At 72.5% G+C, this 15,064-nt stretch carries 14 protein-coding genes; 3 read left to right on the top strand and 11 right to left on the bottom strand.

Features of this window, described 5'->3' with window-relative positions:
* Positions 1 to 86 precede the first annotated feature (86 nt).
* Entirely contained in the window at positions 87 to 791 is a 705-nt protein-coding gene (locus ACFRCR_RS00435; RefSeq protein WP_377674518.1) for a vitamin K epoxide reductase family protein, read from the bottom strand.
* A 186-nt stretch (positions 792 to 977) separates the two neighbouring features.
* Between ACFRCR_RS00435 and ACFRCR_RS00430 the strand changes: the two genes are divergently transcribed.
* The gene (locus ACFRCR_RS00430) at positions 978 to 1,211 is read left to right on the top strand and encodes a PLDc N-terminal domain-containing protein (RefSeq protein ID WP_377674516.1); all 234 of its coding nucleotides are present in this window, start codon (positions 978 to 980) and stop codon (positions 1,209 to 1,211) included.
* 52 nt (positions 1,212 to 1,263) lie between these two features.
* On the opposite strand, the gene ACFRCR_RS00425 is transcribed toward ACFRCR_RS00430, so the two are convergent.
* The 8 genes from ACFRCR_RS00425 to ACFRCR_RS00390 form a co-directional block, all read right to left on the bottom strand.
* Positions 1,264 to 2,568 carry an MFS transporter gene (locus tag ACFRCR_RS00425; RefSeq protein WP_377674514.1) on the bottom strand — a complete coding sequence of 435 codons (1,305 nt, stop codon included), beginning with the start codon at positions 2,566 to 2,568 and terminating at the stop codon, positions 1,264 to 1,266.
* Between the two features lie 103 nt (positions 2,569 to 2,671).
* Positions 2,672 to 3,376 (bottom strand): metal-dependent transcriptional regulator, encoded by a 705-nt coding sequence (locus ACFRCR_RS00420; RefSeq protein ID WP_377674512.1) that lies wholly within the window; start codon positions 3,374 to 3,376, stop codon positions 2,672 to 2,674.
* A 103-nt stretch (positions 3,377 to 3,479) separates the two neighbouring features.
* Positions 3,480 to 4,379 carry a metal ABC transporter permease gene (locus tag ACFRCR_RS00415; protein ID WP_377674510.1) on the bottom strand — a complete coding sequence of 300 codons (900 nt, stop codon included), beginning with the start codon at positions 4,377 to 4,379 and terminating at the stop codon, positions 3,480 to 3,482.
* Positions 4,376 to 5,158 (bottom strand): metal ABC transporter ATP-binding protein, encoded by a 783-nt coding sequence (locus ACFRCR_RS00410; RefSeq protein ID WP_377674508.1) that lies wholly within the window; start codon positions 5,156 to 5,158, stop codon positions 4,376 to 4,378. Before ACFRCR_RS00410 ends, ACFRCR_RS00415 begins: the two co-directional genes overlap by 4 nt.
* 110 nt (positions 5,159 to 5,268) lie before the next feature.
* Positions 5,269 to 6,237: a metal ABC transporter substrate-binding protein gene (locus ACFRCR_RS00405; RefSeq protein WP_377674506.1), complete on the bottom strand. Its 969-nt coding sequence runs from the start codon at positions 6,235 to 6,237 to the stop codon at positions 5,269 to 5,271.
* Positions 6,238 to 6,357: 120 nt separating this feature from the next.
* Positions 6,358 to 7,074, bottom strand: a complete 717-nt coding sequence (locus tag ACFRCR_RS00400) for a YceI family protein (protein ID WP_377674504.1) — start codon at positions 7,072 to 7,074, stop codon at positions 6,358 to 6,360.
* Positions 7,075 to 7,159: 85 nt separating this feature from the next.
* A complete protein-coding gene (locus ACFRCR_RS00395; protein ID WP_377674502.1) occupies positions 7,160 to 9,127 on the bottom strand; it encodes a metallophosphoesterase family protein in 1,968 nt (655 codons plus the stop codon).
* Between the two features lie 68 nt (positions 9,128 to 9,195).
* Positions 9,196 to 10,770, bottom strand: a complete 1,575-nt coding sequence (locus ACFRCR_RS00390; protein WP_377674500.1) for an MFS transporter — start codon at positions 10,768 to 10,770, stop codon at positions 9,196 to 9,198.
* 104 nt (positions 10,771 to 10,874) lie between these two features.
* On the opposite strand from ACFRCR_RS00390, the gene ACFRCR_RS00385 reads away from it, so the two are divergent.
* Positions 10,875 to 11,444 (top strand): TetR/AcrR family transcriptional regulator, encoded by a 570-nt coding sequence (locus ACFRCR_RS00385; protein ID WP_377674498.1) that lies wholly within the window; start codon positions 10,875 to 10,877, stop codon positions 11,442 to 11,444.
* A gap of 413 nt (positions 11,445 to 11,857) precedes the next feature.
* On the opposite strand, the gene ACFRCR_RS00380 is transcribed toward ACFRCR_RS00385, so the two are convergent.
* Together ACFRCR_RS00380 and ACFRCR_RS00375 are read right to left on the bottom strand one after the other, a co-directional pair.
* Positions 11,858 to 12,490 carry an SGNH/GDSL hydrolase family protein gene (locus ACFRCR_RS00380; protein WP_377674496.1) on the bottom strand — a complete coding sequence of 211 codons (633 nt, stop codon included), beginning with the start codon at positions 12,488 to 12,490 and terminating at the stop codon, positions 11,858 to 11,860.
* A complete protein-coding gene (locus ACFRCR_RS00375; protein WP_377674494.1) occupies positions 12,487 to 13,308 on the bottom strand; it encodes a FadR/GntR family transcriptional regulator in 822 nt (273 codons plus the stop codon). The genes ACFRCR_RS00380 and ACFRCR_RS00375 overlap by 4 nt, the downstream gene beginning before the upstream one ends.
* Positions 13,309 to 13,402: 94 nt before the next feature.
* Here ACFRCR_RS00375 and ACFRCR_RS00370 point away from each other — a divergent pair, with 94 nt between their 5' ends.
* Complete coding sequence (locus ACFRCR_RS00370; RefSeq protein ID WP_377674492.1) at positions 13,403 to 15,028, top strand: ABC transporter substrate-binding protein; 1,626 nt, start codon at positions 13,403 to 13,405, stop codon at positions 15,026 to 15,028.
* Positions 15,029 to 15,064: the final 36 nt, after the last annotated feature.

Raw genomic sequence — 15,064 nt, 5'->3', positions numbered from 1 at the left:
CCGCCGAGGGCTCCGTCCGCCCGGGTCGGGTCCGGGCGGACGGGTGGACGGGTGGACCGGGCCGACGGGTGGGGACCGGGTGCCGGTCAGACGGTCTGCAGGTACTCGACGATCGTGGGACCCATCTCGAGGAAGACCCAGGCCACGAGGAGCACGTAGAGCACGGCGAGGAGCGTCCCCTTGTTGTCGACGATCACGCGGCGCACCCCCTCGGAGACCTTGAGGTACCCCTCCTGGACGGCGTGCACCACCTGGAACCAGAAGATCGGCAGCATCGCGGCCCACACGACCATGCAGAACGGGCAGAGCACGACGAGCACGTACAGGCTGGTCCACACGAGGAACACGATGAGGCCCATGGCGACGGTCGTGACGGCGAGCATGGTGAGCCAGAACCAGCGGGGCAGGCGGGCGCCGGTGAGGACCACGACACCGATCGTCATGACCACGGGGAAGGCGGCGACGCCGAGGAACGGGTTGGGGAACCCGAGGAGCGCCCCCTGCCACGAGGCCATGGCGGGGCCGCAGTCGAGGAACGGGTTGAGGGAGCACGCCGCGACGTGGTTCGGGTCGATGAGCTTGAGGTAGCGCTCGATCGCGAGCCAGGCCGCACCGACCAGCCCGACCGCGCCGGCGACCAGGAGCACCCACCCGAACGCGCGAGGGGTCAGGTTCTTGGCGTCGGGGACGCCGAGGCCTCCCCCCTCGTCCGGGGTGCGGAGGTCGGCGGAGTCGCCGGGCGTGCCCGGGGCGCGCCCGGTGCGGGAAGGACGGGTGGGGCTCTCGCTCACGAACCGCTCCTGAAGGGTCTGCGTGTGCACTTCCGGCACACAGGTGGGCCCAAGGTACCGGCGATCTCTGAGGCTTGGCTGAAAGCACCACGTACGCGCGGCTCGTGGGCCCGCGCCGCGCGCCCGGGATGGAGCACGCGTAGCGTCGTGGGGACAGGTTGACGTACCGACACGGGAGGGATGTTCATGGCGCACAAGAAGTCGTGGAGCGAGTTCAGCGGTCGCAAGAAGGCGTTGATGGTGGTGGCCTCGATCGTGCAGGTCTCGCTCACGGTCGCGGGCTACCGCGACCTGGCCAGGCGGTCCGCCGACGAGGTCGAGGGCCCGAAGCTCGCGTGGGGCGTGGCGATGCTCGCGAACTGGGTGGGTCCGATCGCCTACTTCGCGAAGGGCCGCAAGGGGCTGGGCCTCAACGCCTGAGGCGTCCCCCACGGGTGCGACGGCTCGACCCTCCGGGGAGGGTCGAGCCGGATCAGGCGCTGCCGGCCCGCGACGGCTCCGCGTGCGCGTCCTGACGGGCGTGCACGACGCGCTGGCGCCCGAACAGGGCGATGATCGCGAGGCCGGCGAGCGTGAGTGCCAGGCCGGTCCACGCGAGGTCGAGGTAGCCCCAGCCGGCGGCGATGACGAGGCCGCCGAGGAACGCACCGTTGGCGTTGCCGACGTTGAGCGCCGAGTGGCACAGCGCCGCCCCGAGCGACGGCGCGCCGGGAGAGAGGTCCATGAGCCGGGTCTGGAGCGCGAGACCCAGGATCTGCGACGTCACGCCCAGCAGGAACAGGGACGCGACGGCCGGGACCGGGCTCTGGCCCGTGAGCGCGAACGCGACGAGGGCGAGGGCCGTCGAGCCGAACCCGATCCACACGGTGCGCAGGACGTCCTTGTCGGCGAGCCGTCCGCCGACGATCGTCCCGAGCGTCATGCCGAGGCCGAAGATCGCGAGGACCACGGGCACGACGCCGAGCGCGAGGCCCGTGACCTCGGTCATGGTGGGCGCGACGTAGGAGTAGACGGCGAACATGCCGCCGAAGCCGATCGCGCCGCCCACGAAGCTGATCCACAGCGGGCCGTTCCTCAGCGCGGCGACCTCCTGGCTCACGCTCGACCCGGTGTCGCCCGCGCCGGCGGGGACCCAGCGCCACAGGGCCGCGAGCGTGATGCCGCCCAGGACGCCGATGAGCACGAACGCGGCACGCCAACCGAGCTGCTGGCCCGCGAACGTCGACAGCGGCACGCCCACGACGTTCGCGATCGTGAGGCCGGTCATCATCATGGCCACGGCGTGGCCGCGGCGCCCGGGCCCGGCGACGGCGGCGCCGACCGCGGCGCCGACCCCGAAGAACGCCCCGTGCGGCAGGCCTGCGAGGAAGCGGCCCGCGATGAGCCCCTCGATGCTGGGGGCCGCTGCCGAGAGCACGTTGCCGAGCGTGTAGGCGAGCATGAGCGCGATGAGCAGCTTCTTGCGCGAGACGCGCGCCGCGAGCACGGTCAGCAGGGGTGCGCCGACGACGACGCCCACGGCGTAGGCCGTGATGGCGTGCCCGGTGAGCGGGATGGAGGCGTCGAACGCGTCGGCGATGTCGGGCAGCAGGCCCATGGTCGCGAACTCGGTCGTGCCGATCGTGAAGCCGCCCGCGGCGAGCGCGAGCAGCGCGAGCCCGGTGGCGCGGGTGCCGCGGGCTGCGCCGCCGCCTGCCCGACGACGTCGCGCGCCCGGGGCGGGCGCGTCGGCGTGGGTGTCGGTCGGGCCGGGCAGGCTGGTGCTGTCGACGGTCAAGGCGGACCCTTTCGAGGGTGTTCAGGGACGGACTACTGCGGATCGAATCGATTCGAACCGTTCGCTGACACCGTCGGCAGCGTGCTGCGGGGAGAACGTCAGTCTAGACCGGGGCGTGGCCCGCGGCGAGGGGCTGCGGCACGACCCACACGCGGGACGCCGCCGGGAGCCCCAGGTGCACCGGGCTCTCGTCGCTCCCCCACGTGATGGCCATGGTGCCCGCGTACTCGCGCCTCTCCTGCACGCAGACCTCGGCGTCGAGCCCCAGACCCAGCTCGGCGAGGTACCGCAGCACGTCCGGGTCCGAGTCGGAGATCCGCGCGACGACCGCGCACGCCCCCGCGTCGAGCTCCGAGAGCCGGACCGCCGCCGGTCGCGGGACGTGGCCCGACGCCGTCGGGATCGGGTCACCGTGCGGGTCGCGCGTCGGGTGTCCGAGCAACGCGTCGATGCGGTCGAGCATGAGGTCGGACACCGCGTGCTCCAGGACCTCGGCCTCGTCGTGCACCTCGTCCCACGAGTACCCCAGCTCCGAGACCAGGTACGTCTCGAGGATGCGGTGCCGCCGGACCATCGCGACCGCGTGGGAACGCCCCAGGTCCGTGAGCTCGATCGCGCCGTAGCGGGCGTGCACCAGCAGGCCCTGCGAGGACAGGCGACGCACGGTCTCCGAGACGGTCGAGGCCCCGACCCCCAGCCGGTCCGCGAGGAGCTTGGTGGTCACGGGCTCGTCGGACCACTCCTGCGCCGACCACACCACCTTGAGGTAGTCCTGGGCGACGGAGGTCAGGTCGAGGGGATGGTCCACGGCGCTCACTCTATTTCACGGCCCTCCACGGGGCCGGGCGGACCGAGGCACGGACACCCGGGCACGCGTCGGCCCCCGGCAGCCCGCGCCCCGCCCCGGCCCCTCACCCGGCGACCAGCTCCACGGGCTCGCGCTCCGCCGTCGGGCCTGCGGCCTGCACGCGCGGGCGGCGGGCCAGGTGCACCACGTACGCGACCGCGAACACCACGCCCTGCGCCACCACGATCGTCGCGGCGCTCGCGGTGTCGAGGTAGTAGCTCGCGTAGATCCCGACGACCGCGCAGCCCACCGCGACGAGCGGCGCGACCACGAGCATGCGGGACATGCGGTCGACCAGGAGGTAGGCCGTGGCCCCCGGCGTGATGACCAGGGCCACGACGAGGACGACGCCGACCGCCTGGAGCGCGACCACCACGGTCAGCGCGAGCGAGCCGAGCAGCAGCGCGGACAACCGGCGCGGCGAGATGCCGACCGCGTGCGCGTGCACGGGGTCGAACGCGAAGAGCGTCAGGTCCCGCCGCTTGAGCACGAGCACCACGGTCGTCAGCGCGCCGAGCACCACGACCTGCCACAGGTCCGTGTCGGTGATGCCGAGCATGTTGCCGAACAGGATGTGGCCCAGGTCGATCTGGCTCGGTGTGACCGAGACGAGCACGATCCCGATCGCGAACAGCGTCGTGAAGACCACGCCGATCGCCGCGTCCTCCTTGAGCCGGCTCGTGTCCCGGACCGTGCCGATCAGCGCGACCGCCCCGATCCCGAACACGAGCGCGCCCACCGCGAACGGCACGCCGACGATGTAGGACAGCACGACGCCCGGCAGCACGGCGTGCGAGACCGCGTCCCCGAGCAGCGACCAGCCGATCATGATGAGCCAGCAGCTCAGGAGCGCGCACACGATGCTCGCGACGACCGCGACGAGCAGCGCGCGCTGCACGAACTCGTACTCGAGGGGCGCAGCGAGCCACGTCCCCGCGGCAGAGAGCAGGTCCAGCGGGTTCATCGGGCGGCTCCTTCGGTCGTCGCGGAGCCCCGGCTCGCCGCGAGAGGGTCGATCCCGAACGTGCGGGCCAGGTTCTCGGGGCGCAGCACCACGTCGGGTGGACCGGTCATGATGACGCGGCGCTGGAGCAGGATCGCGTCGTCGACGAGGTCCGGCAGGGAGGACAGGTCGTGCGTCGAGACCAGGACGGCGCAACCGGCCGCCGCCAGGCTCCTCAGCACGGCGGTGATCTGCGCCTCCGAGACCTTGTCTACCCCGGCGAACGGCTCGTCGAGCAGCAGCAGCCGCGCGCCCTGGGCGATCGCGCGGGCGACGAAGACCCGCTTGCGCTGCCCCCCGGACAGCCGACCGATCTGACGGTGCGCGAGGTCCGCGAGCCCCACGCGCTCCAGGGCGTCGGCCACGGCCCGGCGGTCCTCGGCCCGCGCCCGGCGCGTCGGCCCGAGCCCCCCGTAGCGCCCCATGGACACGACGTCGCGCACGTCGACCGGGAACGCCCAGTCGACGTCCTCGGACTGCGGAACGTAGCCGACGAGCCCGTCCTTGCGCGCCGCGTCCGCGTCGTGGCCGTAGATCCGCACGTCCCCGGCCTGGGTCACGCCGTTGCCGCGCGTCATGCCCATGACGGAGCGGAACAGGGTCGACTTGCCCGAGCCGTTCGCCCCGATCAGCCCGGTCACGGTGCCGGGAGCGAGCGACAGGCCGACGTCCTCGAGCGCGAGGACCTCGCGGTACCGGACGGTGAGACCGTGGACGGCGAGGGCGGGCGTGGGGTCCATGTGCGGCTCCGGGAGGTCGGGTCGGGTGGTGGTTCGGCCGGTTGCTCGGCCGGTTGTTCGGCCGGTGGCCGGACCGGGGGTCTCCCCCACGGTCGCCCGGCGAGCGCTCGTCACGACCCGCCCCGCAGTCCCGCGCCGATGACGCGCGCGTCGTGGGCGAGCAGGTCGAGATAGGTGGGGACGGCGCCGTCGGGCCGGGACAGCGAGTCGACGTAGAGCGTGCCCGCGTACGTCGCGCCCGTCTCCGCCGCGACCTGCCGCTGGGCTGCGGCCGAGACCGTGGTCTCGCAGAACACGGCGCGCACCTCGTTCTCCCGGACGTAGTCGATGACGCGCGCGACCTGCTGCGGCGTGCCCTGCTGGTCGGCGTTGACGGGCCACAGGAACCTCTCGTCGAGCCCGACGTCGCGCGCCAGGTAGGAGAAGGCCCCCTCGCACGTGACGAGCGCGCGGGAGCCGGCCGGGACCTGGTCGACCTCGGCCGCGAGCTCACGGCCCACGGCCTCGATGCGCTCGGCATAGTCGGCGGCGTTCGCACGGTAGTCGGCTGCGTTCGCCGGGTCCGCCGCCGCGAAGGCCTCGCCGATGTTGTGCGCGTAGATCGCGCCGTTGACGGGTGACATCCAGGCGTGCGGGTTGGGGCGCCCGTCGTACGCCCCGGAGCCGATCTCGATCACGTCGACACCCTCGGAGACCGTGACGTGCGGGGCGTCGAGCCGCGCGACGAAAGGCTCGAACCACTTCTCGAGCCCGAGCCCGTTGTCGAGGACCAGGTCCGCGCTCGCGGCGCGGCGCAGGTCCGCGGGCGTGGGCTCGTAGCCGTGGATCTCGGCACCGACCTTGGTCAGGGACGCGACCTCGACGTGGTCCCCGCCGACCTCGCGGGCCATGTCGGCGAGGACGGTGAAGGTGGTCAGCACCTCCAGCCGCCCGACGGCGTCGCTCGCCCCCCCGACGAGGCTCTCCTCGGGCCCGGGTTCGCCCTGGGCGAGGTCGACCGCGCACCCCGTGGCGAGGAGCAGTGCGACGAGTCCTCCGAGGAGGGGTTTCACCCCTGTGCGAAGTCGAAAGTTCGGCATACCGAACTTTAACCATGGACGAGGCTCCGCGTCGAGTACCCGGGGGTGAGGGTCGAGCACGGGTCCGCTTCCCGCGGGATGCGGACGGGGACGCCCGGCCGGACGATGCCGGGAGGCGGTTCAGGGCGCGGGAGTCTGCGCGGGCGCACCGCGTTCGAGCTGGAGCAGCATCTCGACGGTGCCCGTCGGGTCGAGCGTCACGAACGGCAGCTCCGGCACGTGCACCCCGTAGTCGGCGAACGTCACCGGGATGGCCCCGCTGACCTGGACCCCGTCGCCCGAGCGCCGCGCCTCGAGCGTCACGGTCACGGGTTCGGTCACGTCGCGGATCGTGAGGGTTCCCCGGGCCTTGACCGTCAGGGGCTCTCCCCGGTTCTCGATCCCCGCGAGGTCGACCGGCTCGGTGAGGATGAACACCGCGTTGGGGAAGACGTCGGTCTCGAGGAGGCGCCGGAACGCGTCGTCACGCACCACGCTGTCGCTCGCGATCGATGCCGTGTCCACCGTGACGTCGGCCCGGACGAGCTCGCCGTCGGTGACCACGAGCGAGCCGCCGACCGCCTCGGTACGGCCCACGACCGTGCCCTTCTCACCGCTGAGAACCTCGTCGACCCGGTACCCGGCCTGCGAGCCGGGACTCACGACCCACGTGCCGTCCGGGTCGAAGGGCCCTGGGTCGGGCGACTCCGACGGCGGGGCGCTCTCCCCCGGCGTCTGCAGGCCCAGCGGAGGCGGCGGGTTGCCCGCGGAGATGCGGGTCACGACGTACGGCCCGGCGAGCACGATCACCAGCGCCGCGACGACCGCGACGAGGATCCACCGGGCACCTCTGCTCATGCCCCGTATTCTGCCGTGCCGCTCACGACCGTCCGGACCTCGAGGGTCCGATTCACCCGGTCCGGCGGGATCGCTCACGGGTCCCTCACCTCCGCCCGCTCGCCGAGGGCCCGGCACCGACGATCAGGGCGTCCGGCACGACGGCGCCCTGGTCCTGCCCGGGCGCCCCGGCGCCCTCACCATCGCTCCCGTCGCCCGAGCCGTCCCCCTCCTCGGTGCCGTCGGGAACGACGCCCCCGTCTGTGCCCTCGGTGCCCTCGGTGCCGTCGACGCCCTCGAGGACCTCCTCGGACGCCGGCACGGGGAACGGCTCGCGCGCCGCGACCTGGGCGCTGCCGTCGGGGAAGACCTGCACGAGCTGCCAGTCGACGAACTCCCGGGCGACCGGGTCGAAACGCAGGACCGTCATCTCGGCGACTCCCTTGAGGGGCCCGACCGTCGGCTCGCCGGACTCTGCACCCGCGGTGCTCGCGCTGACGTAGCGGATGCCGAGCCCGAACTGCTCGGGCCCCTTGCGCCGGTGCGTGTGGCCCGAGACCTGGAGCGGGACGCACCCCGACTCGAGGGACTCGTTCCCGATGCGCGGGGTGTGGATGAGGAGCAGGTCGACGCCGTCCTTCGCCGAGCACGCGGTCTCGGCGAGCCTCTCCGCCTGCTCGGTCGGGGTCTCGGGCCGGGCCGCCTTGGAGCCCGCCCCGATCCGCGTCTCGAGCGCGTCGCGGTCGCCGAGGATGCGGACGCCGTCGACCTCGATCACGTCGCCGTCGAGGATCTTGACCCCCCGCCGGCGCTCCTGCGCCGAGGTCTCGACGCTGTCGTGGTTCCCGTCCGCGACGACCATCGTGGCGCCGTCGGGCACGGCGGAGATGAAGGAGTTCACGCAGAACTGCTCGACGCTCGTCCCGTTCATGGTCGTGTCGCCCGCGTTGAGGACGATGTCCGCCCCCGACCGGACACCCGCGGTCTTGATGAGCGGGGTCATGCCGGTGTTGCAGTGCAGGTCGGAGACGACCAGCATCGAGACGAGCTCGTCCTCGGGAGTCGCGGACGGCGCCTCGGTCGCCCCGGGGGTGCCGGGGCGGCGTGCCGGGTCGTCGGTCTCCCCGCCGGTCGCTTCGGCCGCGCTGCCCGACGGCGTCTCCCCGGTAGGGTCCGCACCCTCGCCCTGCGCACCGGCAGGGTCGTCTGCGAGACCGTCCACCCCGAGGTCCCCTTCCGCCGGGGGCTCGGCAGCCGCGTCCCGCGCGGCCTGCGCCTCGGCCTCTGCCTGGGCGGCCGCGGCCTCCTCGAGCACGTCCCGCTCGTCCCACGCGGCCACGAGCGCGTCGTTCGCTCCCGCGTAGAACTTCTCGTTGTCCCGGTAGGCGTTCAGGAGCTGGCCGCCGTAGGTGTCGACGACGCCGGCGAGCCGTCCCGTGATCCGGGCGCCCTCGAGCGGGGTGCCTTCGAAGACCGCGGACGCGGGACGCGAGTCCGTCTGCGCGGGCTCCTCGCCCGACGCCGAGACCACGCCGACGACGAGCGAGACGACGAGGACGCCCGCGGTGAGCTCCCAGGTCCGCGGGACGAGGGCGTCGGAGATCTCGACGCGTCGGCCGCGACCGAGCAGGAGGTAGAGACCGGCGCCGCCCGCTGCGACGACGAGCATCGCCAGGCCCGTGCGGGCCAGCGCGTCGACCACGAGCGCACGGGCGACCTGGTCGATCGTGGTCTGCGGGCCGCTGAAGAACTGCAGGTACCCCTGCAGGTCCTGGCTGAGCGCGGCGATCGTGGTGGCCTGGTCGAACGCCGTGAGGTCCGCAGGGATCTCCTCGACCGTGATCCGGGCTCCCAGCCCGGCCGGCAGCGGCGAGTCGATCTCGAGCGTGCCGAGCGGCCCCAGGTCGACCACGACGAGGCTGTCGGTCGTCACCTCGTACCGCGCCTCGTGGGGACCGAGGCTGAGGTCGGCCGTCGCGGTGGTCACGCCGAAGACGACGCAGGGGACGAGGAGCGCGAGCCCGACCAGCGCGCGTCGGACCCAGCGGGGCGGGGTGGTACGGGGGCGATTCATCACCTCTCACCCTTCCCGATCCGCCACCCGGATGCCAGCGGGCACGCTCGCCGGCATCCGGGTGAATGTCACGCCCGCGCGGAGCGCAGCGCCACGAGGGCGATCGTGGCCGCCACCAGCATGAGGCCGAAGCCGATCCACGACGTCGTCCCCACACCGCTGCCGAAGGCCTCGTGCGCCGAGGCCAGCAGAGCCTGGGCCTGGTCGGCCGGCAGGGTCTCGGCGACCTGTGTCGCGCCCCCGAGGGTCTCGGCGGCTGCGGCCGCGTCCGCGACCGGGACGCCGTCGGGCACGACGACGTTGCGGTGGTAGGACGCCGTGAGGATGCTGCCGAGGACGGCCGTGCCGAGCACGGCGCCGACCTCGTACGCGGTCTCCGAGATCGCCGAGGCGGCCCCGGCCTTGTCGGCCGGGACGGCCGAGACGATCAGGTCGTTCGACACGGTCTCGGCCGCGCCGATCCCGATCGCGAGGACCACGAACGCGACGACGAGCACCATGAGCGTGCTCGCACCCGCGCTCAGGGCCACGATCGCGTAGCCCGCCGCCGCGAACAGCAGCGCGACCGCGACCACGTACGACGGTCGGACCCTGCGCACGACCCGCACGACGAGCAGGCCCGCGACGATCATCGCGGCCAGCCCCGGCAGCAGCGCGTAGCCGGCCTTCATGGGGCTCAGTCCGATCACGAGCTGGACGTCCTGCGACACGAAGAACAGGAAGCCCACGAGCGAGAACACGGACAAGAGGTTGATCACGACCGCACCCGAGAACTCGCCCCGGCGGAACAGGCGCACGTCGATCATGGGGTCGGGCCGCCCGAGCTGGCGACGCACGAACACCCACCCGGCGACGACCCCGAGGACGAGCGCACCCACGGCGAGCGCGCTGGGCCCGGACTTGGCGAGGGTCTTGATGCCGAGCACGATCGGCGCCATGGTCGCCATCGAGAGCACGATCGACAGGACGTCGACCCGGCCGGGGTTCGCATCCTTCGACTCCGGCACGAAGATCGGCGCCAGGACCAGGAGGAGGAGCAGCACGGGAACCGCGAGCAGGAAGACCGAGCCCCACCACGAGTGCTCGAGCAGGAAGCCGCCCGCGATCGGGCCGATCGCGTTGCCGGCCGCGAAGCCCGCGGCCCAGATCGCGATCGCGAGCCGGCGCTCCTCGCGGTCGGTGAAGATGTTGCGCAGCAGCGAGAGCGTCGGCGGCATGATCATGGCGCCGAAGAACCCGAGCCCTGCGCGCGACGCGACGAGCGCCTCGGCGCTGGGCGCGTAGGCCGCGACGACCGAGATCGCGGCGAAGCCGACGGCCCCGATCAGCAGCAGCCTGCGGCGCCCGATGCGGTCGGCGAACGAGCCCATCGAGACGAGCAGCCCGGCGAGCACGAGCGGGTAGATGTCGATCATCCACAGCAGCTGGGTCCCTGTGGGTCGCAGCGCCTCGGAGATCTGCGGCAGCGCGAAGGTGAGGACCGTGTTGTCGATCGAGACGAGCAGCACGGGGAGCATGAGCACGGCGAGCGCGATCCACCGGCGGTTGCGGGTCAGCGGCGCGCCGGAGGTCGCGGGGGTGGTCGAGGCGCCCTGGGGGCCGTGCGGGTCCCGGGGCGTCCGGTTGTCCTGGACGAGAGTCACGGGAGCAGTCCTTTCACGTACGAGGACGGTCGGGGCGGCGCTGTGGCGCCGGACTGCCAACCGTCCAGACGGTACAGTAACCGACCGGACGGTACACTTTCAAGATGCCGCCGCCCCCTGCCGCTCGCGCCAAGGTCCTCGAGGCATTCGCCACCCTGCTCGTCACTCAGGGAGAACGCGCGGCCACGCTCGACGCCGTCGCCGCGGAGGCCGGTGTCTCCAAGGGCGGCCTGCTCTATCACTTCGGTTCCAAGATCGCGCTCGCCGAGGGGCTCATGGGGCTCCTGCGCGAGCTGACCGCCGCAGACGTCGAGACCATGCGCTCGTGGCCGGCCGGACCCGTCGACTACTTCATCCGGACGTCCGCCGACTCGGACAGCGGCTTCGAGCTCGTCTACGTCGCCGTCTCACGGCTGGCCCAGGGCAGTTACCCGCAGGCCCGTGCCGCGCTCGACGACGCCCACGACGCCTGGACCGGCGCCGTGCTCGAGGTCGTCGGCGACCCCGTCCTCACCCGGGCGATCATGCTTATCGGCGACGGCCTGTACGCCCAGGCCAGCGAGCACTTCGCGAGCGGCGAGGCCCCCTCGGCCGCGAGCCAGGACCAGGCCGGCTCGATCGACGAGCTCCTCGCCCTGATCGACGAGATGGTCGCGCTCCGCACCGGGCGCTGACTCCCGACCGCCAGACCGCCGCCAGGTGCGCGAACCGGTGCGACGTCGTCGGGCACCGCGCAGGATCCGGACCGTGACCGACCGCGCCGGACGACCCCGGACGTGCGGGAGGCGTCGGCCGCCCCCAGTGGCAACCGACGCCCCATTCCTCCCGCACACCTCATGCGGTCCCCCCGCCCTGCGAGCAGTGCGGGGAGATCCCGTACCTCGTCCCGGTCCCACGGTCCGTAGCGTGGGGGCGTCCGGGAAGACGACGGTCAGGGAGTGCCCGAGGGGCACTCACGGACCAGTGTCCCCCCTCGGCCGCGCGTCCGCCAGACCGGACGTCGCATGCGTTGCGCACTGCACACGTCCGGATGCGGGAGGCGCCCCTCCCGACCGCGGCACGACGTCACGCCGACCGGGCGACACCCTCATCCCAGCCGCACCACGCCGGTCCACGCCTCCGCGAGCAGGTCGTGACCCGCCGGGGTGGGGTGCACTCCGTCGTACGCCCAGGCCTGCGGGCCGAGCCCGCTCGTCGCGACGGCCTGCGCGAACGGCCCGTCGGTCGCCACGAGCGGCAGCCCGTACTCCCCCGCGAGCCGCCGCACGACCTGGATCTTGGGGTCGAGGTCCTCGCGCCAGCCCCACTGCTCCGCGCGGACCGGCACCAGGAAGGGCTCGACCAGGACGATCGACGCCTGCGGCGCACCGACCCTCGTGCGGTCGAGCAGGTCGCGGTAGCCGGCCTCGAACGCCTCGGCGCTCGTCACGTCCCCGGCGTCGTACCGGCGCCACGTGTCGTTGATCCCGATCTTGATCGACACGAGGTCGGGCTCGAGCGCGAGGACGTCCGCGTCCCACCTCGCTTGGAGGTCCACGACCCGGTGACCGCTCACGCCACGGTTGAGCACCTCGACCCCGTGACGCCCGCACACGCCGGCGACCCGGGACGCGTAGCCGTGCCCGAGCCCGAACTCCCCCTCCGCGAGCCGGCCGGCGTCCGTGATCGAGTCGCCGATCAGGACGGCCCGCGACCCCGGTGCCAGCACCGCGCGGCTCACGCCGTGCCCGCCTCGACGGCCGCGACAGGACGTCCGCCCCGCCCCGTCCGCGCAGCGCTCGCGGCCGCCGCACGCTCGGCCTCGACCGCTGCGGCCACGTGGCGCAGCGCGTCCTGGAGCGGGGCGTAGTGCGCGACGACCGCGGCCCGGTACGCGTCGGCGTCCCCCGCCTCGGCCGCCCGCAGCATCGCCCCGTGCGCCTTCGCCGTGAGGTCGATCTGCTCGGGCGCCGGCAGGCCCAGCTTGGGCGAGACCACCTGGTGCACGTCCCAGAACGCGGTGCCGAGCTGCGCGACGAGGAAGTTGTCGAGGTGCGCGAGCAGGTGCGAGTGGAACTCGCGGTCCTCCTCGAAGAAGTCCTCGCCCTTCTGCGCCTTGCGCTCCATCGCGGCGACGAGGCTCTCGAGGTCGGGGTTCGACGTCCCGGCCATCTCGGTGACGATCTGCTCGGCCATCGACAGGTCGAGCGCCTGACGCACCTCGACCACCTCGCGCAGCGCCGAGAAGTCGTCGCCCGGGATCAGCACCCCGCGGAACACGAGCCCCTCGACCAACGGCTTGAGCGAGAGCTGGCCCACGTAGGTGCCGTAGCCGTGGCGCACCTCGACGATGTCGAGGGCCGCGAGGGTCCTGATCGCCTCGCGGACGTTCGACCTGCTGACCCCGAGGAGCGAGCAGAGCTCGGCCTCGGTCGGCAGCAGGTCTCCGGGCCGCAGATGGGCCCGCAGGATGTACTCCTTGATCTGTTCGGTGGTCGTCGGGGGACGCACCCCCTGACCTCCGAAGCCCAGATGTCCCCCGGGCTCGGTAGCTGTCATGCGCCTTGACCTCCTCAGAAATTGCCTCTACGGTTCAACCCTACCAGCGTCAGACATCAGACGTCCTATATCTGGAGAGTTCATGGCTACCTCGATGGCGACTAGCACGAACGCGACCGACACCTCTCGCCGGAGCTTCCTCAAGCTCGCCGGCGTGATCGGCGCAGGAGCGGTGATCGCAGGCACGATCGCCGCCTGCGGCGGACCCGCGTCCACCTCGGCCGACCCGCAGACCACCCCCGCCGGTGGCGGGGCCAAGCCCAACCTCGACGGCACGATCGAGGCGGGCATCTCCTACGCCCTGTCGACCGGCTTCGACCCCATGACGACGTCCGGCGCCGTGACCATGGCCGCCAACTGGCACGTCCTCGAGGGACTCGTCGAGCTCGACCCCGCAGCCCGCACGCCCTACGCCGCGCTCGGCAAGGAACTGCCCAAGAAGATCGACGAGACCACCTGGGAGGTCACGCTGCGCGACGGCGCGACGTTCCACGACGGCTCCCCCGTCACGACCGACGACGTGGTCTTCAGCTTCAACCGCGTCCTCGACCCGGCGAACGCCTCGCTCTACTCGCAGTTCCTGCCGTTCCTCGCCTCGGTCGCCGCCAAGGACGACAAGACCGTCACGTTCACGCTCAACTACCCGTTCGGGCTGTTCGTCGACCGCGTCTCGGTCGTCAAGATCGTCCCGAAGGCGATCGTCGAGGCCGACCCCAAGGCCTACGACTCGCTGCCCGTGGGCTCGGGCCCGTACAGGCTCACGAGCGCGACGGTCGACGACAAGATCACGTTCGAGCGCTTCGACGCCTACAACGGCTCCCGCCCGGCGCTCGCCAAGGCCATGACGTGGAACCTGCTCTCCGACGCCGCCGCCCGCGTGACCGCGGTCGAGTCGGGCCGCGTCCAGGCCATCGAGGACGTGCCCTACCTCGACGCCGACCGGCTCGCGAACGCCGTGACCGTCGAGTCCGTCCAGTCGTTCGGCCTGCTGTTCATGATGTTCGACTGCTCCAAGGCGCCGTTCACCGACAAGCGCGTCCGTCAGGCGTTCTTCCACGCGCTCGACATGGACAAGATCATCAGCACGGGCCTGCTCGGCAACGCGACCGCCGCGACCAGCTTCCTGCACAAGGAGCACCCGTCGTACGTCAAGGCCTCGACGGTCTACTCGCACGACCCCGCCAAGGCCAAGAAGCTCCTCGCCGACGCGGGCGTGAGCAGCATGGCGATCACGCTCCTGACGACCGACACGAGCTGGGTCAAGGACGTCGCCCCGCTCATCAAGGAGGACCTCGACGCCGTCGGGATCGCCACGACCCTGGACATCGGCCAGTCCGGCGGACAGTACAAGAAGGTCGACGACGGCGGGCTCGAGGTCATGGTGGCCCCCGGCGACCCGTCCGTCTTCGGCAACGACCCCGACCTGCTCCTGCGCTGGTGGTACTCGGGCTCGGTCTGGCCGGTCAAGCGCTACCGCTGGGCGAGCACGCCCGAGTTCGCGGAGGTCACGCGCCTGCTCGACCAGGGCGCCGCCGAGCAGGACGCCGCCCAGCAGAAGAAGACCTGGGGCGAGGTGTTCGACATCCTCTCCGACGAGGTCCCGCTGTACCCGCTGCTGCACCGCAAGCTTCCCAGCGCGTGGGAGGACTCGGCGCTCGACGGGTTCAAGCCCCTCCCCGTCACGGGCCTGTCCTTCCTGGACGTCTCCCGCACCGCCTGACGTCCCCGTGTTCCGGGTGGCGGCGGCGCCTTGCGC

The sequence above is a fragment of the Oerskovia sp. NPDC056781 genome (assembly GCF_042789955.1).
Classification (GTDB): Bacteria; Actinomycetota; Actinomycetes; order Actinomycetales; family Cellulomonadaceae; genus Oerskovia; species Oerskovia rustica.
The sequence above is the reverse complement of the archived record's forward strand: the minus strand, read 5'-3'. Positions and strand labels throughout refer to the sequence as shown.